The organism is Methylomonas sp. DH-1 (assembly GCF_046097555.1).
GTDB classification, from domain to species: domain Bacteria; phylum Pseudomonadota; class Gammaproteobacteria; order Methylococcales; family Methylomonadaceae; genus Methylomonas; species Methylomonas koyamae.
Window position 1 is genome coordinate 2,554,156 of record NZ_CP143089.1, and the last position, 19,160, is coordinate 2,573,315.

The following is a 19,160-nucleotide window of genomic DNA, read 5'->3' on the forward strand; positions in this document are numbered from 1 at the left end:
CCAGATTCTGCGAATTGGTAGGCAACAAAGCAGCCATTGCCGAGCTAAACCAATCAACCTATTATAGATGGCCAATTTATTAAGCGAATTTCAATTAATCGAGTCAAATTTGGTAAATAATTTAGCATGTCATAGTATTCAGTTAGTAAACTAGCTTATGGTTAATATTCGAAATATTTATAATCGCTCGGCAGGCAATGAATCAATGACGTCTAGTCACTCTGACCCCTTGATTTCTGGCTTCAAGCTTAAATTTTCAGGAAAAAACTTATTTGTGCACAAAATGAACTTTGAAATTCGCTAAACTTATGAGAGACAAGTATTATTACTGATCTTAGACCATCTTTCTTAACATCGTATAGTGGATACGTAGAAATAAGCGTGCCCAGTGACGGCGCTGCTATGTGCAGAAATGTTTGTCGAAAACAACTGTTTTCGCTGTGCTTAAACAGGATTGTTCAAACCCTCGTACTAATCTCCATTATTCAAGAATAAAAGGAATTAAAGTTGCAAAACTTATCACTAGACGAAAAAAAATTGAACATGTTCCATGAACTGTGGGCATACCTAATACATCCAGTTTTCGATAACTGGACAAGCACAGGTTTGTGGCTATTTGTTTTAGTATTAATTGTACTAGTAGTCATAAGTGTCTTTTTATGGGCATTGGGTACATGCTTAGCAGGCTGGTGAAAAACTCCCAAAGCTGCAGTCATCAAGGCGCATAGCCTCAGCAAACAAGTAAAATAGCGCATCTAAATTGGAGAAGCCCCCCATGCGCGGACACGATGCCATTCAAAGTAGCTGGTTCAGCTACGTTAGCCTGGAAGAACGTATTCCCAAACAGCATCCGTTGCGTCGTTTACGTCTACTCGTCGATGGCGTATTGACCTCTATGAATGCCGTCTTTGCCGAGCGTTACTCGCACGCTGGCCGCCCGTCGATTGCGCCCGAAAAACTGCTGCGCGCCTTGCTGTTGCAAGTGCTGTACACCGTTCGTAGCGAACGCCAGTTGATGGAACAGCTGGACTACAACCTGCTGTTTCGCTGGTTTGTCGGTCTGGGCATCGACGATGCTGTCTGGGAACGCAGCGTGTTCAGCGCCAACCGCGAACGGCTGCTGTCCGAAGCGCTGAGTCGCGAATTTTTTGAGCGGGTACTGGCCATAGCCGAATGGCAAAACCTGGTGTCCGACGAACACTTCAGTGTCGACGGCAGCCTCATTGAAGCCTGGGCCTCGCACAAAAGCTTCGTTAAGAAAGACGGCAGCGGCCCGGACAAACCCGCTGGCCGCAATCCCGAGGTCGACTTCAGCGGCGAAAAGCGCAGCAACGCCACCCACCAAAGCACGACAGACCCGGAAGCGCGGCTCTACAAGAAAGGCGAATACACCGAGGCCAAACTGCGTTACATCACCCATGCCCTATCCGAGAATCGTAACGGCCTGATTGTCGATGTCGAAACCACCCAAGCCACCGGCACCGCTGAAATCGAAGCCGCGCAAACAATGATCAAACGCCGTGTGCCCAAAGGCGGTAGCGTCGGTGCCGACAAAGGCTATGACCAACCGGCTTTCGTCAACGGACTCAAGGCGCAAGACATCAAAGCCCATGTGGCCCGGAAAAAGACCGGCAGTGCCGTCGATGGCCGCACCGCGCGCGGCAAAGGTTACGCCCAAAGCCTCAAGCGCCGCAAAATCGTCGAAGAAGCCTTTGGCTGGGTCAAAACGGTCGGCGGCCTGCGCAAAACCCGTCACATCGGCTTAGCCAAAGTCGCTGGCCAAGCCTTGTTTTGCTTCGCCGCCTACAACCTGACGCGCTTGCTCAACCTATTGGTGTTCACGCCGAAACCGGCGTGGAGTGCGCCCACCTAGGGTGAAGTACGCCTGAAAACCGTCCACAGACGGCTTCAGGCGAATAAAAAGCCCTTGAAACAGGGGCAAAACGGTTGAAACTCGATGTCATGACCGATTTCAACACGAAAAAATCACGGAAACCGTGGGTAAGGGGAAATATCGGTGGGTTTTTCACCAGCCTGTTAGAAGGTGGAGCGAAAGTTATTGATGCTTACAAAAAAAGTGGTTTACCTCTTACATTCGGCAAAGAAAAAAAAGCACAGATACGCCGACGACAAAATTTTTGCAAGGTTATTAATGGTGACCTCTTGACGTTAGCTAAAGCTGAGAACTGGAATGATCAATACTTTACTGATCTTGAAGCCGAAGTTGAAGCAGAAGGAGGGTATTACGCCACTTTGCTTGATAAAATGCGTAAACGCCCTTCTCAAGGATTGCGTAAAGTATCATCACTGATTTCAGCTATAGAACTAAGCACAGAAACAGCTTTGTTGATTGTAGGACAGCCTGGAAGTGGGAAAAGTGTTGCTCTTCGTCATCTTGGCCATCAATTCGCAGAACGCGCCATAAAATCAGATGATCCTGAAACCTTAATACCCTTGTATATAAACCTTAAGGAGCTTGATGCCACGCAAGGAGCAGAAATAAACGCCGATTTAATCAAACAATTTATACTCGACAATATTCGTCGAGGGGATGCTGATACGGCTGCGTATGTCAAGGATCACTGGAATGACTATAGGGAACGTGGAATATGGTTTTTCTTATTTGATTCCTTCGATGAAATACCCGAGGTTTTACACGCACCCACAGAAAGCAATGTTATACGTCAATATGCAGAAGCCATTCGACAATTTCTGGAAGGAATGAGTAGCTGTCGCGGTGTACTTGCATCTCGTGAATTTAAAGGCCCCAATGCACTATCGTGGCAGAAAATTCGTATCCTCCCTCTTAGTGAAGATAGACAAGAACAACTAATTGAAAATTCATTTCTGGAGCCAAATCAAAAATCGATAGTACATTTACACATGGCTTCCAATAAAAGTAGCTTAAGAAATAATCCTCTATTTCTGACCCTGCTTTGTAGGTATGTTAAAGATAACAACCAACCTCCAATCAACGATCATGACTTGTTATCAGGGCATATTGATCGACTTGCTAGACGTGATGAAGATTATATTCAACGCAAGTATGGTCTTACTTCAGGTCAACTTATTGAAGGCGCAATAAAAATTGCAGTTTTATTTGCTGAAAATAAAAACCTGAGTTTGGCCCCAACTCAAACAGAAATTGCTGCAGAGTTACCCAGTAAATTTATTCCTGGAGGAAATCTTGAAAACATGTTGAGTGCACTTCAGGATGTCAAAATAGGCCGATCTGATGTGCAAGAAGCTCGCGCAGGTGACCGTCGCTTCACTTTTTCCCACCGACGCTATCAAGAGACTCTTTTTGTTCGACATCTTGCAAGAACAGTAAATTATTTAACACCTTACGAACTTCTTACAGATACCCGATGGCGTGAGTATTCTGTTACCTTGCTCCAAACCCAAGACTTGGCAACCATAGAACCTATGATGATTGAAGCTGCTAGGTTGATCGAAGAGTATGCAGTTAACAGTGTAAAAGTTTCAATAATCCAAGAGCTTGGGGGAAATTTAGAATACTTCAATTGGAAGGATGACCCAGCGGTATCATTATTGAGTATTCTACAGGAGGGATTAGAGCGAAGATTAAACGATATACCAGAGATTCTTTCTTACAAAATTGGGGAGTTACTTTGCCCACGTTGGACACAAGGAGATAGGTATGACCAAATGATGGTGATTAAGTATGGTGGCTTGTTGCCACAGCATCTACTGTCTGAATATATAGGATTAGCAATTGAATATGGAGGAATAGAAATGGAAAGTATAGCATTCCAACGTATCGTATTCCTTAATCCTATACCAGATACTGTAGCAAATTGGCTTCGTATGCGTCTTAGTCATGAAGCTATAGGTATAAAAAAACAAGCTGATATACTTCGCCTAGAGGCACTTGCTGCAAGACTCCCTGATGCTATTGGAGCTAAATATATTATTGGTCGATGCTGCTTACTTAATAGATTGCGACGACCTATTGGCTTTGTGAGGTCTATATTATTAAATCATTTGTCCCCCTCCATTGACACCATAATAAACCGAGCGCGTCTATTTTCAACCACAGAGCTTGACCCCTTGGTACTCAAAAATGTAAAACGGATAAGACTATTAAATCTAATAATGGACTTTGTAACTCTATTTAGCTTAATTCCGATTTTGTTTCTATGCTTTATTATTGGTTATATCAATGATCAAATGTGTACCAATACTTTAACCGACAAAACAGAAATAGGGGTAATTTACGACATTGCAATAAATTCAGAGCATTTGGCATCCTATGGATTTCTCGCTATCGTTTACATAATTATACTGATATATATAGCATCTCTAATTGGTTTTCGCTCTGTTGGATCTGAAATCAACACTTCATACATTTTTGGATGCCTAACAGGTTGGTGAAAAACCATATTCCAGCCACTAATTTAGCTAGAAGAAGCCTTTATTTAGTGCTGAATCAATCTTGTAGTACTAAATATAGGTCTGATTGGTTGCAAAAAAGAGTTTTTCACCAACCTGCTAAATGGCTTAAGCTGGCAGAAATTTTTACGAAAAATAATTTTAACTGCGACGTTCTTTATTTTTTTAATTGTGTTTTTTCTGATTCCAGGCGCTATTGCACATGGTGCAGCCCTGTTGCTTGGGTACAAGGATATCAATATTCCTGTTTATTACTCAATTGCGTTTATTATTGGCTTTTCTGGATTGTCATTTTACATATATTTAAGCGATTATATTGTGGAAAAACGCTTTAAAGCACGATTACAAGAACTAAAAAGCCAAAGTCTCGGAGTAAAGCTAATTTTGCAAGCAAAGTCCATTGAAGAATTAAAATATTTCTTAAGAAATATTAATCTAGGTAAAAAAGAAATTCGTTCAGTGCTAAGGCTATTACGATCCCCTCCATCCTATCAAGCCAATCATCCTATTTATGGCTCTACTTTATTTAAATTAGATTGGACAAAAACCACAGTAGACGAAATATTGAATCTTTTAATGATGAATTTATATCGAAGTTATCTTCAGAATTCCAATTCATGACTTGCGCAATAAGATACAGAACATATCACCGTAGATGATAAGGATATACTCTGTTTGCTGCCGCAGAATGAAAGCAATTGCTTATATTCAGTGGATAGCAAAGAATTTTCCATCCTTTGGATATATCAGTTGGTACGGAGTGAGGCAGTGATAATGTCAATTTGCTCGCCGAATACCGGTCATTCGACTGGGTTACTGGATGCATTAACTTGTGAAATTGGATAGTAACCCCGACCGACGGGTTTTGGCCGGCAGCGATCTTAAAACAAAACTGATTCGATGTTTCTAAGCGGGAAATTCGGGCTTATAAACAGCGCCCATCGAAGTAAATGCCAAGTACCTCTCATCGACAAATCGTCGCTAGGCTCTCGTTTACATTGGGCGAAAACCGCAAGTAAGGGAATCCTTGCGGTCCGCCGAGAACACAATGGCGAATGCGCCAGTGCCAAAGCCAACCGAATGAGCGGCAGCGCAAATGCCTACCAAACGACCAAATAAAAAAAGCCTTACTTTTCCGTTTGCCCATGCTGCCAGGCCTCGACGGCGAATTCGGCCAGTTCTCCGGCCAATTCGGCGAACAGGCGTAGAGCCAAGTAGGCAATTGCGGCTATCATCAGTGCAACGATTAATTTCATTTCTTTCCCCTACGCCGAAGCGGCGATTTTGTCCGGCAGCGGCTGGGGGAGTGGGTTCGATTGGGAAAAGTTCCAAACCCGTTTCCCGGCGGTTGCGGTGCGATCCGCGCTCGATTGGGCCACGGCTAAGCGGCGGTTTTCGGAGGCAGCGATGCAACTCGTCAAAATACTGAGTGCGGCCATGATGCTGACGGCAGCAATGCCGGTAGCGGCCGAACCGATCAAATGCGTGGTGGCAAATAAGACTTTGTATACCGACGACGCCGAAAAATGCGCCAAAGGCGAAGTCAAACCGATCAACGGCGCCCTGGTCATTACCGAGCTGCCGGCCGCCAAGTCTGCCGGCAAAGCCGCGCCGGTTTCGGCACCGGCTGCCGCCGATTCGTTGCTGGACTCGTTGTTGCAGCGGCTGGGCATCACCCAACAGGAAGTCGCCGCCGGCTGGAAAACTGTCGACGAGGCCCGCCAGCGCGGCGAGTGGCAGGCACCGCAGATGCCGGAAGATGCGCGTTAACTTCCGACAAACCGATAGCCGCAGCGCGCCTGCCGATTCGGTGGCTAAGCGTATTTCGAAATTGATCCGCGGTATCGGTTGGGCCATGGTGTTGGCCGGACAGGCGCCGGCCGGGGAATACCGCCTGACGATTGCCGAGAAACGGGTCGATATCGGCGGCGAACCGCAGACCGCCATCCTGGCCGACGACGGTCTGCCGGGGCCGACCTTGCATTGGCGCGAAGGCGAAGACGTAGTGTTGTATATCGAAAACCGGCTGTCGGAGCCGACCTCGATACACTGGCACGGAATTGAATTGCCCTACCGGATGGACGGCGTACCGGGTATCAGTTTCGAAGGCATAGCGCCCGGCGCCCGGTTCAGCTACCGTTTCCCGGTCAAGCAGAACGGCACCTATTGGTACCACGGCCATTCCGGCATGCAGGAGCAGCAGGGCCTGTTCGGCGCATTGATCATCGATCCGGCGCAGCCGCAGCCAGCAACCGAGCGCGATTACGTGGTGCTGCTGTCGGATTGGCCGCAGGCCGACCCTTACCGCACGTTGGCGCGGTTGAAAAAGCAGAGCGATTACTACAATTTTCAGAAGCGTACGGTCGCCGATTTCTTTGCCGACATCGAACGGCTCGGGTTGCGGGAAACCGTCAGCGATCGTTTGGCCTGGGGAGAGATGCGGATGGACCCGACCGATCTGGCCGACGTCAACGGCTCCACCTACCGTTTCCTGGTCAACGGCCGCACTCCGCAGATGGCGCAGCATTTTTTGTTCAACCCCGGAGAAAGAGTGCGCTTGCGCTTCATCAACGCCTCGGCGATGACCTATTTCGATGTGCGTATGCCGGGTTTGACTATGCAGGTCATCGCCGCCGACGGTCAAAACCTGCAGCCCTTGAACGTCAACGGATTCCGGATCGCCGTTGCCGAAACCTACGACGTTATCGTGCAACCCCAGGCCGAACAGGCTTACAGCATTTTCGCCGAGGCGATGGACCGTAGCGGTTACGCCCATGCCAGTCTGTCGCCGCGGCCGGATTGGCTGGCGCCGGTGCCGCCGCCGACACCGCGCACCTTGTTGACGATGGCGGATATGGGCGGCGCCCACGCCGGACACGCGGCGCAAGGGGATAATCATCTCGAACATGGCGAACATGCCGAACATGCCGAACATGCCGAACACGGCGAACACGGCGGCCATGCTTCCCAGGCTGGCGAGAATCCCGAAGCGACCGAACCGGCTGCGGAGCATTCCGCCCATGCCGGCCACCATCACGCCGCCATGCCGCCGGAAATCCCGTCGTATCAGACCCTCGATTACCGCGATTTACGCGCCGAAACCGCCACGCCGCTGGGCAAGCCCGACCGGGAAATCGAGTTGCGACTGACCGGCGACATGCGCCGCTACATCTGGTCGTTCGACGACGTCAAATACGCCGACGCCGAACCGATTCGGGTCAAGTTAGGCGAAGTGGTCCGCTTTCGTTACGTCAACCAGACCATGATGAACCATCCGATCCATATCCACGGCTTATGGCAATACTTGGATATCGGCGCCGGCGCATACAACCCCAAAAAGCACGTTATCAACGTCCGGCCGGGGACGACTGCGGTGGTCGACGTGCCGGCCGATGCGGTGGGCGAATGGGCGTTTCATTGCCATTTGCTGTACCACATGGATACCGGCATGTTTCGTAAATTGATCGTCGAGGCGCCGGATCGTGAGTAACTGGAACCGCATCAAAGCGGCGGCAATCGGGCTGCTGTGGCTAGCGCCGGACTGCCAAGCCCAAGACGGTCACATGCTGTTCAACCGCTTCCTTGCCGAACGCCTGGAATACGAGGGAAACGGCGGCTTGCATCTGGCGAAATGGGATGTACAGGATTGGTTCGGCAACGACGAGCACAAACTCTGGCTGAAAACGGAAGGCGACTATTCTGCCGACCAGGACATCTTCGGCCGGGCCGATTTGCAGGTGTTGTACAGCCGGAACGTCGATAGTTTCTGGGACTTTCAAATCGGCGCTCGCCGCGCGTTCGAACCGGAACGGACGTTCGACGCGGTGATCGGGTTTCAGGGCTTGGCGCCGTATTTTTTCGAAGTGGACAGCGCGCTGTTCGTCACCGAAAAGGGTAACGTGCTGGGCCGTCTGACGCTGAGTTACGATCTGCTGTTGAGCCAGCGCCTGATCTTGCAGCCGCGCATCGAGCTGAATCTGGCGGCGGCAGATTTGCAATCGCGCGGGGTCAAAGCCGGGGTAACCGAGTTCGAAGCCGGTTTGCGGCTGCGTTACGAAATCGAGCGCGAATTTGCGCCTTATCTGGGCGTCGATTACGTCGAAGAGGAATCGTTGCGCGAACACCAGCATAGTGTCAGAGCCGTCGCCGGCTTCCGGTTTTGGTATTAAGCCAACGCTCTGAACCAGTGCGTCACATTGCTTGTCTGACGTGGCTAGGACGATAACCCACAACGGGGAAGTGGCTGTTCAACACTTTTAGGGGAGCCGCTATGTCAAACTTTAACTCGATCGCCACCGCTATTTTACTATTCTGCGCCGCATTCGCCGCTACTGCGGCCGGCGAAACCAAGCCGGCGTATTCGCCGGATAACACCGTCCAAACCTTCAGCAAAACCGTCCACGGCGGCGTGCAACACGTGGTCGTCAAGGCCGGCGCCGACGCTAAGCTGACCGATGCCATCCAAGCGCACCTGCGCCAGTTGGCGGGCGCTTTCGCCAGTGGCGATTTCTCGGCGACCGAACGGATACACGGCGCCGCCATGCCCGGCTTGGCAGCGCTGAAAAGCGCGAAACCGGACGAAATTCGTTACCAATACCGAGCATTGCCCAACGGTGCGCAGATTCATTACAGCAGCGAATACCCGCAATTGGTGCAGGCGTTGCACGAATGGTTCGACGCCCAGACCGCTGCCCACGGTGCGGCGGCGGTACCGGGACATCAACAACACCATGCCGCACCGGCGCAGTAATCCGGCGCTACCCGCCAAGCTTCAGGCACACCGGCTTGGTGTGCCTGGTTCACCCCCAAGGCCGCTGAATGGCTTTTCGATAAGGCCGGTCACCAGGTTTGGCACGCCCGACAGCGCCGGAAATACTGAAAATAAGCACCGGTCTTTGCTCCGGCCGATACGCAAATAGGGCATATCGTCGGCCATGGCGCAGACCAATGCGGAAATGGCTATGTAAACCGCGATTAACCCACTTTTACCTCTCCAGGTTTCTCCGGCATCGCGATAATTATTGCGATGCCGGAGAAACTACGCTGGCATGTTCGCAGGATACAGCGCTTTCAAGCATAAATCGGCAAAGGCGCCATTGAGTAAGCCCGATATATATGTCAAAAAGCACGGTTCCGTGTTTATTGGCTTAGTGTTCAACAACGTCGATATTGCCCGGCTTTGAATCGCTTGTTACCTAGCCATGCTTGACGACATTAAACGGACACTCTGGGCCGCCGCCGACAAACTGCGCGCCAACATGGATGCCGCCGAATACAAACATCTGGTACTCGGCCCGATTTTTGTTAAATACATTTCCTACAGCTTCAACGCCCGCATGCTGGGCAGCATGATCAGCCGGGTGCAGGCGGCATTGACCGTATCGCCGGTACGGTGGCCGCTTGGCGCGGCGGGAAGGGTGGCCAAGTGTCGCAAAGTACAGGAAGTGCGGGAGCGGTTGGAGAAATCCCCCTTTTACAAAGGGGGAAGCCAAACCCACCGACAATCCAGATATTCCCCCTTTGAAAAAGGCTATGTTCGCGTTAATAGTTGAATGAGATCGAAGCTGTCATCCCGGCATGGATTGCCGGGATCCATGGCACAAGGATGTATTGAAACTTTGCCATCCGTGGCTTCTGGGCCCCGGCAATCCACTTGTGCCCTTTGGGTATGCCGGGGCGACGCCAACTACTAACGCGAACATAGCCTTGAAAAAGGGGGAAGCCAAACCCACCGACAACCCAGATATTCCCCCCTTTGAAAAAGGGGGCAGGGGGGGATTACCGCGGCAGTAGACAGTGCAGATAATTCTGGCTCTATCGGATCTGTGTTTGGTGGAAACTTTGGCGGCAGCCTCCTCTCGATGTTATGTGCTTCGAGTGAAGCAATCAGTCTTGAGTTTTCAGCTTGGAGATTGGCTAATAGCGCATTGCTAGTCATCGATGCCATATTCGGCTAACAATAATTCCATGTCGTCGCCAACACCCCAGCCAACGTTCTGGCCTTGCAGCGCAACTTGCTCGAGTCTGTCTATAAACGATGATCGTTCGGCTACCGGCAATGCCATGACATATTTCAACGCTTTTTCGAACATTCGCACTAAGGCATCAAAATAACCTTCATCGTCCATGCCGCAATAACCCAGGAAAACAAATACTTCTTCGCAATAGAAAATTGACAGTTCAGCCAGTCCTTCAGGTTGACCGACCGCCTTTTTGTAATCGGTAATCGCTTTCTTCGCTTTGGCCACTGAAATAGGCTGGTTGCGCATCACATCAGGACAAATCCAGCGGGAAATCGTGTCTTTATAAGGCTTTAGAATATCCTCACCTAATCCAAACCGTGCGTGCAGAAACGTCTGATTATCTTTATTGGCTGCGTACAAATCTTGTATCAGACCGATCAGGCCAACACGATCGACGTCAGCCAATTTGGCTTTAACGTCGCTCCAAGTTGCGTTGGATTTTTTCTGTTTGGTAGTCATTTGCTGTCGGTTGTTTTCACTTGGCTCGTTCTGGCAATAACCCTAAGTTATATCATCAGTATTATTCAGCGCTAACCATCACAGTCAGACTGAACTGAATAGAGCTGACACCGAAAAGGCCTATTTTTCCCGAACGGGAACTCCGATGCTTGTCTATCGCAAATTCTAAATTAAATTTCCCGTTCGGGAAATTAAACTTGCATATTAGTTGTGTTCGCCCAATAATTTCCCGAACGGGAAAAATACTATGATCAACATCCAATCAACACAACAACTTGGCCAAGCGCTACGCACCGCTCGCAAACACCTCGGATTAACCCAGTCCGAATTGGCGTTGGCGGCGGGTGTGGGCGTGCGCTTTATCGTCGATCTCGAAGCCGGCAAGCCAACCTTGCGTCTGGAAACGGTGATGCGAGTGATCGAGGCATTGGGGGGACAAATCATGCTCGACGGCTTATCTGCAATACCCCTTGACGAAACGCCATGAGCCATTTGCTTGCCGTCTATTTATTCGAACGCCGGGTGGGGGATTTGACTCTGGTTGAAGGCAGGCTGCAATTTAGCTATGACGCGGACTGGCTGCAACAGGCCGACGCTGCCCCACTCTCCTGTTCGTTGCCGTTGCAAGAAGAGGTTTTCAACGACCAACAAACGCGGCCGTTCTTTGCCGGCCTGTTACCGGAAGGCAAATTACGCCAACTGATCGCGCGCCAGTTTCAGATCTCGAGACAAAATGATTTTGCCTTGCTCGATCATATAGGCGGTGAATGCGCCGGCGCCGTTTCGATATTGCCGCCAGATCGATTACCCGCTGTATCTGAACAAGTGAACGATATTGACTGGCTATCCGACTCTGAAGTACTGGCCTTGCTGGATGAATTGCCGCAGCGGCCGATGCTGGCCGGTCGAGATGGCTTGCGCCTGTCCTTGGCGGGCGCTCAGGATAAGTTGCCGGTGGTATTTGATGGTCAACGAATCGGCTTACCCCGCAATGGCACGCCCAGTAGCCACATTCTCAAACCGGCCATCGCTGCCGTGGAAGACAGTGTGAGCAACGAAGCTTTTTGCATGGCATTGGCCAGAGCAATGCAACTTCATACCGCACATTCGCAAATTGGCAGCATTGGTGATTGCCAATTTCTGCTGGTTGAGCGTTACGACAGAAGACTGGATGCGAATGGCCAGCGCGCGCGGTTGCATCAGGAAGATTTCTGCCAGGCACTCGGCGTGGTGCCGGAATTAAAATACCAGAACGAGGGTGGGCCGGGTTTGGAACAGTGCTTTGACTTGGTCCGCCGTGTGACCCGGCCCAGTGCGACGCAGATACTTCGCCTACTTGATGCCGTAATTTTCAATGCCTTGATCGGCAATCACGACGCCCATGCCAAGAATTTTTCTATCTTGTATGCCGACAAGGGGGCCGTTCTCGCGCCTCTATACGACGTCTTGTCAACCGCCGTTTATCCCAGTCTGACGCCCAAGATGGCGATGCAGTTGGGTGGCAAATACAAATTCAACGAAGTACAGGCAAGATACTGGGATCGCTTTGCCCAAGCGGCGGGCTTATCGGTAGCGCAAACCCGCAAGCGCATTCTCGGCTTGTGTCAACGGCTACCGCTGGTCGCGCGCACTTTACAGGCATCGCCAGATTATGAATTCACTGGAAATCCGGTGGTTGAACAAATCGTACAATTGATCGAGCATCGCGCTGCGCTGACGGTGAGGCGGTTGACTGATAAGGCCTAAAGCCAAGAGCTATAACTGAATCTGGTGTTTGGTAGTTGAAGAGAAGCGGCGTATCTGGTTGATTATTTGTGACCAAACAAAACGATCAAAACCAAGGATACGCCACCATGAAGAAGAGTAATGTAATCGACCTGTCGAGTCGAGAAGAGAACGCCGATCTTTTGACCGATCTGATTCGTCAAGGCGCGCGGAAGTTAATAGCGCAAGCCATCGATGCCGAATTGGCTTCCTATCTGGAAGCCTTCAGCGAACGGAAGTTAGGCGATGGTCGGGCCGCCGTCGTGCGTAACGGATTCCAACCTGAGCGTGAGATTCAGACAGGCATTGGCCCCGTAGCGGTGAAGGTTCCCAAGGTTCGGGCAAAAGACGGCCAAGGGGCTACCTTTCGTTCGGCGTTGGTGCCACCGTATGTGCGCAAGACACGTTCCTTATCGGCTGCATTGCCCTGGTTATACTTGAAAGGTATCTCCAGCGGTGAAATGGAAGCCGCACTGGAAGTCCTGGTTGGCCCGGATGCCACGGGGTTATCAGCCAGCACCGTGGCCCGTTTGAAACGCGAGTGGGCGGCGGAATATAACGATTGGCGAACCCGTCGCCTGGACCGAGATCAGTGGGTCTATATCTGGGCTGATGGCATCTACAGCGGGCTGCGAGCGGAAGATGTCAAGCTGTGTGCCTTGATCATCATCGGGGTCAATGAGCGCGGGGAAAAACGATTTCTGGCGATTGAAGACGGTGTGCGCGAATCGACGCAGAGTTGGCGGGAAGTATTGCTGGGCTTGAAAGCACGCGGTATGAACAGTCCCAAACTAGCCATTGGTGACGGCGCAATGGGTCTCTGGGCCGCGCTGGACGAGGTTTACAGCGACACCCGACAACAACGCTGCTGGGTGCATAAAATGAACAACGTCCTGAACCGCGTTCCAAAAGCGGTGCAACCCAAGATGAAGCAGTCGCTGTACGACATTTGGCAGGCTGACACCCAAAAGAACGCCGAACGCGCCTTCGACCAGTTCGCCACGCTCTATGACGCCAAATATCCCAAGGCGGTTGAATGTCTGTATCGCGACCGGCATGAACTGCTGGCCTTCTATGACTTTCCGGCTCAGCACTGGCAAAGCATTCGAACAACCAACCCCATCGAATCAACCTTCGCCACTATTCGCCATCGCACCAAGCGTGCCAAAGGCTGTCTCGCCCGCGATGGCATGTTGCACATGCTATTCAAACTGGGACAAACGGCTGAGAAAACCTGGCGACGCCAGCGAGGATTTGATTATCTCGCCAAAGTGATTACCGGGGTTCCGTTCAAGGACGGCATTGAGCTAGAAACCGGCAATCAGATCGCCGCTTGATCAAGGCCTGAACACCAGATTTGACAATAGCTCTAAAGCCAATCGGCTGTTATCGCTGCGGGCACATCTTCACCTCGATGAGATGGTCATTGCATCGCCGAAAAATTCCAGACACCGACGCCTGGTCTGCTGGATCTGCTGACTTGATCTGATGTTTCATTGAGGTAAAGGTATCAACCGCCACTTTCTCGTTGCCATCGGTAATTCAAATCCATGAATCGCATTGGTGACCTTGTTGGATTTTATGAAAGTTCTCCTTCAGATAAGCGACCAATTCATCGTGGAAGTCCCAATAGCCTTCGTAGTATTTCATTTCGGCAAAAATCACGTTGGCCTTTGATTCGTTATTATTTTCTCAGTGGATCGAGTATTGGCTTCAAGCCATTGTGGTCAATCTCCTGCATCAGTGCCAATAATCGGCCAAGTTCGCCATTTGGAAAGCCTTTGCGTGCAAACCAGGTAAGGTAGTGGCCCGGCAAATCGGCAATAACTCGACCTTTGTATTTGCCAAAGGGCATAGCAAATGTCACTAACTTGTTTAAATCTTCGGGATTCATCAAGCCAATTCGACGCCGATAATGTTGCCTTGGACATCCAAATTCAACCGCATACGACCATAACAAGATTTCTGATCGCACTGGCAGCCAGAGCCTTCCATGATACTTTCCAGAAACGTCACATAAATCAACAAATGGTCGGAATGTCGTTCGAGGATTTCGAGGGTGTCCTGAATTTTGTGTAAACGGGATTTAATTATCGATTAGGCATCCTGTCTTCAAACTGAATGCTAAACCGATTCAAAGCAGCTTTCCAGTCATGCAACGGCATGGTCCATTTTTTACTGATATTCATCAGGGCTAAATAGAACAATTTCGACAAGGCTTCATCACTGGGAAATGAGCCGCGATTTTTGGTGATTTTCCGCAGACTCATATTCACGGACTCGATGGCATTGGTCGTGTAAATGATGCGACGTATTTCAGTTGGATAGTCGAAAAAAGGGATAATCCTATCCCAATTCCGTCTCCAAATCTGGCCAATCGGTGGGTAGGCCTCGTTCCACTGCGTCTCGAACTCAGCCAGTCGTTGCTCTGCTTCAACGACGCTGGCTGATTGGTATATTCGCTTGAGATCGCCGGCGATCTGTTTGCGCATTTTCCAACTGACATAGTTCAGGCTGTTGCGGACTAGGTGGACGATACACAGTTGGACGGCAGCCTGTGGATAGACGGTTTCAATCGCTTCGGGAAAGCCTTTCAAGCCATCGACACAGGCAATGAAGATGTCTTGCACGCCGCGATTCTTCAGGTCTGTCACGACCTGTAACCAAAACTTGGCCCCTTCGGTTTGGGCGATCCATAAGCCCAGCACTTCCTTCTCTCCTTGCAGGTTAATCCCAATGGCCAGATAAACGGCCTTGACGCGCACGGCACCGGTATCGCGCACTTTGACGTGGATACAATCGAGATAAACGATGGGGTAAACCGGATCAAGCGGCCGCAATTGCCAGGCTTTGACTTCTTCTATCACCCCATCTGTCACCGAGGAGATCAAGGTGGGTGAAACTTCAGTGCCATACAGTTCTTCCAGATGGCTCTGGATTTCCCTGACCGTCAGACCTCGGGCATAGAGCGAAATGATCTTGTCGTCAAAGCCCGTCCAACGGGATTGGTGTTTGCCAATGATTTGCGGCTCAAAGTGGCCATGACGATCCCGAGGAATCTCAATCGGCAACTCGCCAAAGTCGCCTTTCAGGGTTTTCCGGCTCTTGCCATTGCGGGTGTTGCCGGTAGGATTGCCGACAGCTTCATGCTTGCCATGACCGAGATGTTCGGTCATTTCAGCTTCTAAAGCCCGCTCCACCAGGGCCTTGGTCAGTTGTTTCAGAAGACCGTTTTCACCCAACAGGTCTTCGGGTTTTTGATAGCCTGACAGCAAGCTGTCGATCAGTTCGGTTGGGATGGATTTTGGTAAGGTCATAGTTACTCCTCAAAGTAAGGGCAGTTTCCTGCCTAATGGCCGTTTACACAAAAATTCTTACACCCTCAGGATTTTCATAATCAATCGAGTCACTGATGATCCAGCCGTTCTGTGTGCAAAAAGCACTGAGTTGATTACTGGTTTCCAGTAGTTGGGTGATGGCTAAGGCTTCAGACATGACTTCGCTTACTTCTTATCTGGTTCGGAATCGGACATCACCGTGTATTCGGCGCTAATGCTATCGCCTTCGCCTTGCCTAAGATTTTGTTGCTGAACCGTTTTCATCAATCGCCATGCTTTGTAGCCGATAATGCCCATCGGAATCAACAAAACGGCAAAAAACGCTGAAAAGACTACCGTGCCGACGACAGCACCGGCAATCATCGCCGGAATAGCCAGGATTTTGGATAGACTGGAACCTGTGCTTTCTTCGACCTGATATTCAAGTCGGCGCTGTGGATTGTCCGATGTGCCGATACAGATAGTTCGTTTGTAGATTTTGAACATGGGCAGCGTCAAAGGTTAATTCACGTGCAGACCGAATGGCGATTGCCGATAGTATTGCTCAAATTGTCGGTAGACGGCGAGGTAATGGGTGAACAGCACCTCGGGCCTGGTAAAGAAGTATTCGCTCAATACAGCAAAGAATTCAGCGGGGCTGGTGGCCGCGTAGGCATTTACGCAAGTTCGCTCATGATGCTCAACACTTTGTTGTAATGCGGCATAGGCTTCAGTCAGTGCGGTAGTCCAGTCGGGGATCACCATCTTGAAATGCAACGGTGGTATTCCGTTACTGCTGCCATCCAGCATATCGAGTTTGTGGGCGATTTCATGAATGATGACATTATGTCCCTGCTGACCGTCGGCTATATCGCGCTCAATATCAGACCACGACAACACGATAGGCCCGCGGGACCACGCTTCACCGCTCAGTAGTCTTTCTTCTTGGTGTACCACACCAATTTCATCTACTTGCTCGCGATTAACGAAAAACGCATCGGGATAAACCACAATATCGGTCCAGCCTGACAACAAGCCAAAACCTAAATGCAAAATCGGCAGACAGGCTTGCACGGCAATGGTCACCTGCATCTTGTCAGTTAGCTGTATCCCAACACAGATAAAACGCTTTTCATGCAAAAACAAGGTGGTCAGTTCGCGCAAATGCGCTTTCTCTACCGCACTCAACCGATGCAAAATCACTAACCGTTCGGCCACACTGTGCCAAATATCGTGGCGTATGGGATACCGATGCAGAAGATAACGGGTCTTAATTCGACGAATGAAATTCATATTTTGATCGATACGATGTAAACACGCATCATTTTAGCCCCACCGAGTGAGTAACCTTTATTGCCATGACCTCAGAGCTATCACCAATCTGGTCTAGTTTGGTACTGGCGATGATTTAGGCTTTCAGAATCGTGGGAACAACAGGCCGCCCATCAAACCCGATACGACACTAAAGATCACGGCTAATATGATAATGGCGGGAATAGACGCCAAAGCCCATTTCACCATCAATGTAACGATAGAGAAAAACGGCATCTGCAGATCAACAACAATGACTTTCTTGGCTTCTTCGTTGACTCCAGAATATCAGAAGCAGAGCTATGAATAGCGAAGTGGGCATAATGACTCAAACAAACAGGCTAATTTGTTGCCATTTGCTGTGACGTGTTTTGGTCAAGTGTGACGTGAGTATGACGCAGAATGATTGGGCATAAAAAAAGGATTTAGCCAAATTGACTAAATCCTTGATTTTTATATGGTGCCTCAGACCGGAATCGAACCGGTACGACCTTTCGGTCGCGAGATTTTAAGTCTCGTGCGTCTACCTATTTCGCCACCGAGGCTTTCCGAACATGTGTTGGAAGGCCGCGAATTCTAAAGCAATGCCGGCAATTGTCAATCGAAACTTGGCAAACCCGGCGCTGGTGCGGCATCCGTTTAGATCGCTTGTTTGATCCGGGCCAGCGCGTTTTCCAGATTCGCCATGCTGGTCGCAATCGAGATCCGGATGTGGCCTGGGCCGCCGAAGGCGGAGCCGGGTACCAGTGCCACGCCGGCTTTTTCGATCAGGTATTCGGCGAACTCCAGGTCGTCGTTAATGCCGTCCAGGCGGGCGAGCAGTTTTTCGACATTTGGGAATACATAGAAGGTACCGTCGGTCGGCAAGCATTCGATGCCATCTATGCTGTTCAATTCGTTGACGACAAAGTCGTGGCGTTTTTTAAACTCGACCATCATCGTATCGATGCAGCCTTGGTCGCCGTTTAAGGCTTCTTCGGCGGCGACTTGCGAAATCGAGGTGGGATTGGAAGTGCTTTGCGACTGAATGATGCACATGGCCTCGATCAAATCGGCCGGGCCGGCGGCGTAACCGATACGCCAGCCGGTCATCGAGTAGGCTTTGGACACGCCGTTCAATACGATGGTGCGGCTGTAAAAATCGGGATGGGCGTTGAGGATGTTGACGAACTGGCCTTTGTTCCACAGGATCAGTTCGTACATGTCGTCGGTGGCGATCAGCACGTCGGGAAAGTCGCGCAACACGTCGCCCAGGGCTTTGAGTTCTTCCAAGCTGTAGGCGGCACCAGTCGGGTTGGACGGGCTGTTGATGACCAGCAGGCGGGTTTTCGGGGTAATCGCGCTACGCAATTGTTCCGGGCTGATTTTGAAACCTTGCGCCTGGCCGGTTTCCAAAATGACCGGAACGCCGTCGGCCAGCAACACCATGTCCGGATAAGACACCCAGTATGGTGCCGGGATAATGACTTCGTCGCCGGGGTTCAGCAGGGCCTGGGCCAAGTTGAAGAAACTTTGCTTGCCGCCGCAGGACACCAGAATCTGGTTGGCTTGGTAGTCCAGACCATTGTCGCGTTTGAACTTGGCGATGATGGCTTTCTTCAGGCCGGCAGTGCCGTCGACTGCGGTGTATTTAGTAAATCCGGAGTTAATCGCTTTAATCGCAGCGGTTTTGATGTGGTCTGGCGTATCGAAATCCGGTTCGCCGGCACCCAGGCCGATAATATCCTTACCGGCGGCGCGCATCGCGGCCGCTCTGGCGGTAATGGCCAGGGTAGGGGAGGGTTTAACCGCTTTAACTCTGTCGGACAGTGTGATGCTCATGATTCCTCGGTCGAAATTTACTCAAATGGTCGGCATTATACGGCATAAGCCG

19 protein-coding genes and 1 tRNA gene are annotated in these 19,160 nt (G+C 50.4%); 11 read left to right on the forward strand and 9 right to left on the reverse strand.

Translation table 11 applies throughout. The annotated features are described in order from the left end of the window. The first annotated feature begins 775 nt into the window (after positions 1-775). From VXJ35_RS11600 to VXJ35_RS11610, 3 genes are all read left to right on the forward strand, one after another. On the forward strand, positions 776-1,873 hold the full coding sequence (locus VXJ35_RS11600; protein WP_064021678.1) for an IS5 family transposase: 1,098 nt from the start codon (positions 776-778) through the stop codon (positions 1,871-1,873). An 89-nt stretch (positions 1,874-1,962) separates the two neighbouring features. Beyond that, positions 1,963-4,395: an NACHT domain-containing NTPase gene (locus VXJ35_RS11605; protein WP_157198154.1), complete on the forward strand. Its 2,433-nt coding sequence runs from the start codon at positions 1,963-1,965 to the stop codon at positions 4,393-4,395. Between the two features lie 189 nt (positions 4,396-4,584). Then, positions 4,585-5,034, forward strand: a complete 450-nt coding sequence (locus tag VXJ35_RS11610; RefSeq protein WP_157198155.1) for a hypothetical protein — start codon at positions 4,585-4,587, stop codon at positions 5,032-5,034. A gap of 506 nt (positions 5,035-5,540) precedes the next feature. Here the strand turns inward: VXJ35_RS11610 and VXJ35_RS11615 are convergent. Further along, entirely contained in the window at positions 5,541-5,669 is a 129-nt protein-coding gene (locus VXJ35_RS11615) for a hypothetical protein (RefSeq protein ID WP_269454912.1), read from the reverse strand. 151 nt (positions 5,670-5,820) lie between these two features. Here VXJ35_RS11615 and VXJ35_RS11620 point away from each other — a divergent pair, with 151 nt between their 5' ends. The 5 genes from VXJ35_RS11620 to VXJ35_RS11640 all read left to right on the forward strand — a co-directional run bounded on the left by VXJ35_RS11620 (position 5,821) and on the right by VXJ35_RS11640 (position 9,965). Next, positions 5,821-6,183: a hypothetical protein gene (locus tag VXJ35_RS11620; protein ID WP_157198156.1), complete on the forward strand. Its 363-nt coding sequence runs from the start codon at positions 5,821-5,823 to the stop codon at positions 6,181-6,183. After that, positions 6,173-7,903 (forward strand): copper resistance system multicopper oxidase, encoded by a 1,731-nt coding sequence (locus VXJ35_RS11625; RefSeq protein ID WP_064021682.1) that lies wholly within the window; start codon positions 6,173-6,175, stop codon positions 7,901-7,903. Before VXJ35_RS11620 ends, VXJ35_RS11625 begins: the two co-directional genes overlap by 11 nt. Further along, positions 7,896-8,582 carry a copper resistance protein B gene (locus tag VXJ35_RS11630; protein WP_231914732.1) on the forward strand — a complete coding sequence of 229 codons (687 nt, stop codon included), beginning with the start codon at positions 7,896-7,898 and terminating at the stop codon, positions 8,580-8,582. The genes VXJ35_RS11625 and VXJ35_RS11630 overlap by 8 nt, the downstream gene beginning before the upstream one ends. A 101-nt stretch (positions 8,583-8,683) precedes the next feature. Continuing rightward, the gene (locus VXJ35_RS11635) at positions 8,684-9,163 is read left to right on the forward strand and encodes a hypothetical protein (protein WP_064021683.1); all 480 of its coding nucleotides are present in this window, start codon (positions 8,684-8,686) and stop codon (positions 9,161-9,163) included. Positions 9,164-9,614: 451 nt separating this feature from the next. Further along, complete coding sequence (locus VXJ35_RS11640) at positions 9,615-9,965, forward strand: type I restriction-modification system subunit M N-terminal domain-containing protein (protein ID WP_064021684.1); 351 nt, start codon at positions 9,615-9,617, stop codon at positions 9,963-9,965. A 378-nt stretch (positions 9,966-10,343) separates the two neighbouring features. Here the strand turns inward: VXJ35_RS11640 and VXJ35_RS11645 are convergent, their stop codons facing one another. After that, positions 10,344-10,895, reverse strand: a complete 552-nt coding sequence (locus tag VXJ35_RS11645) for a hypothetical protein (RefSeq protein ID WP_064021685.1) — start codon at positions 10,893-10,895, stop codon at positions 10,344-10,346. Between the two features lie 247 nt (positions 10,896-11,142). Between VXJ35_RS11645 and VXJ35_RS11650 the strand changes: the two genes are divergently transcribed. The 3 genes from VXJ35_RS11650 to VXJ35_RS11660 all read left to right on the forward strand — a co-directional run bounded on the left by VXJ35_RS11650 (position 11,143) and on the right by VXJ35_RS11660 (position 13,996). Next, positions 11,143-11,382 (forward strand): helix-turn-helix transcriptional regulator, encoded by a 240-nt coding sequence (locus tag VXJ35_RS11650; RefSeq protein ID WP_064021686.1) that lies wholly within the window; start codon positions 11,143-11,145, stop codon positions 11,380-11,382. Beyond that, positions 11,379-12,641: a type II toxin-antitoxin system HipA family toxin gene (locus VXJ35_RS11655; RefSeq protein WP_064021687.1), complete on the forward strand. Its 1,263-nt coding sequence runs from the start codon at positions 11,379-11,381 to the stop codon at positions 12,639-12,641. The genes VXJ35_RS11650 and VXJ35_RS11655 overlap by 4 nt, the downstream gene beginning before the upstream one ends. Positions 12,642-12,748: 107 nt before the next feature. Continuing rightward, positions 12,749-13,996: an IS256 family transposase gene (locus VXJ35_RS11660; protein WP_064023300.1), complete on the forward strand. Its 1,248-nt coding sequence runs from the start codon at positions 12,749-12,751 to the stop codon at positions 13,994-13,996. Between the two features lie 347 nt (positions 13,997-14,343). Here the strand turns inward: VXJ35_RS11660 and VXJ35_RS11665 are convergent, their stop codons facing one another. The 7 genes from VXJ35_RS11665 to VXJ35_RS11695 form a co-directional block, all read right to left on the reverse strand. Continuing rightward, positions 14,344-14,553 carry a DUF3820 family protein gene (locus VXJ35_RS11665; protein WP_064021688.1) on the reverse strand — a complete coding sequence of 70 codons (210 nt, stop codon included), beginning with the start codon at positions 14,551-14,553 and terminating at the stop codon, positions 14,344-14,346. A 196-nt stretch (positions 14,554-14,749) separates the two neighbouring features. Then, the gene (locus tag VXJ35_RS11670; protein WP_064021689.1) at positions 14,750-15,976 is read right to left on the reverse strand and encodes an IS256 family transposase; all 1,227 of its coding nucleotides are present in this window, start codon (positions 15,974-15,976) and stop codon (positions 14,750-14,752) included. Positions 15,977-16,019: 43 nt separating this feature from the next. After that, a complete protein-coding gene (locus VXJ35_RS11675) occupies positions 16,020-16,154 on the reverse strand; it encodes a hypothetical protein (protein WP_269454913.1) in 135 nt (44 codons plus the stop codon). 8 nt (positions 16,155-16,162) lie between these two features. Beyond that, positions 16,163-16,483, reverse strand: coding sequence for a hypothetical protein (locus VXJ35_RS11680; protein WP_064021690.1), 321 nt, complete (start codon positions 16,481-16,483; stop codon positions 16,163-16,165). 15 nt (positions 16,484-16,498) lie between these two features. Next, positions 16,499-17,269, reverse strand: a complete 771-nt coding sequence (locus tag VXJ35_RS11685) for a zinc-dependent peptidase (RefSeq protein WP_064021691.1) — start codon at positions 17,267-17,269, stop codon at positions 16,499-16,501. Between the two features lie 476 nt (positions 17,270-17,745). Beyond that, positions 17,746-17,832, reverse strand: a tRNA-Leu gene (locus VXJ35_RS11690). 94 nt (positions 17,833-17,926) lie between these two features. Further along, a complete protein-coding gene (locus VXJ35_RS11695) occupies positions 17,927-19,108 on the reverse strand; it encodes a pyridoxal phosphate-dependent aminotransferase (RefSeq protein ID WP_064021692.1) in 1,182 nt (393 codons plus the stop codon). Positions 19,109-19,160: the final 52 nt, after the last annotated feature.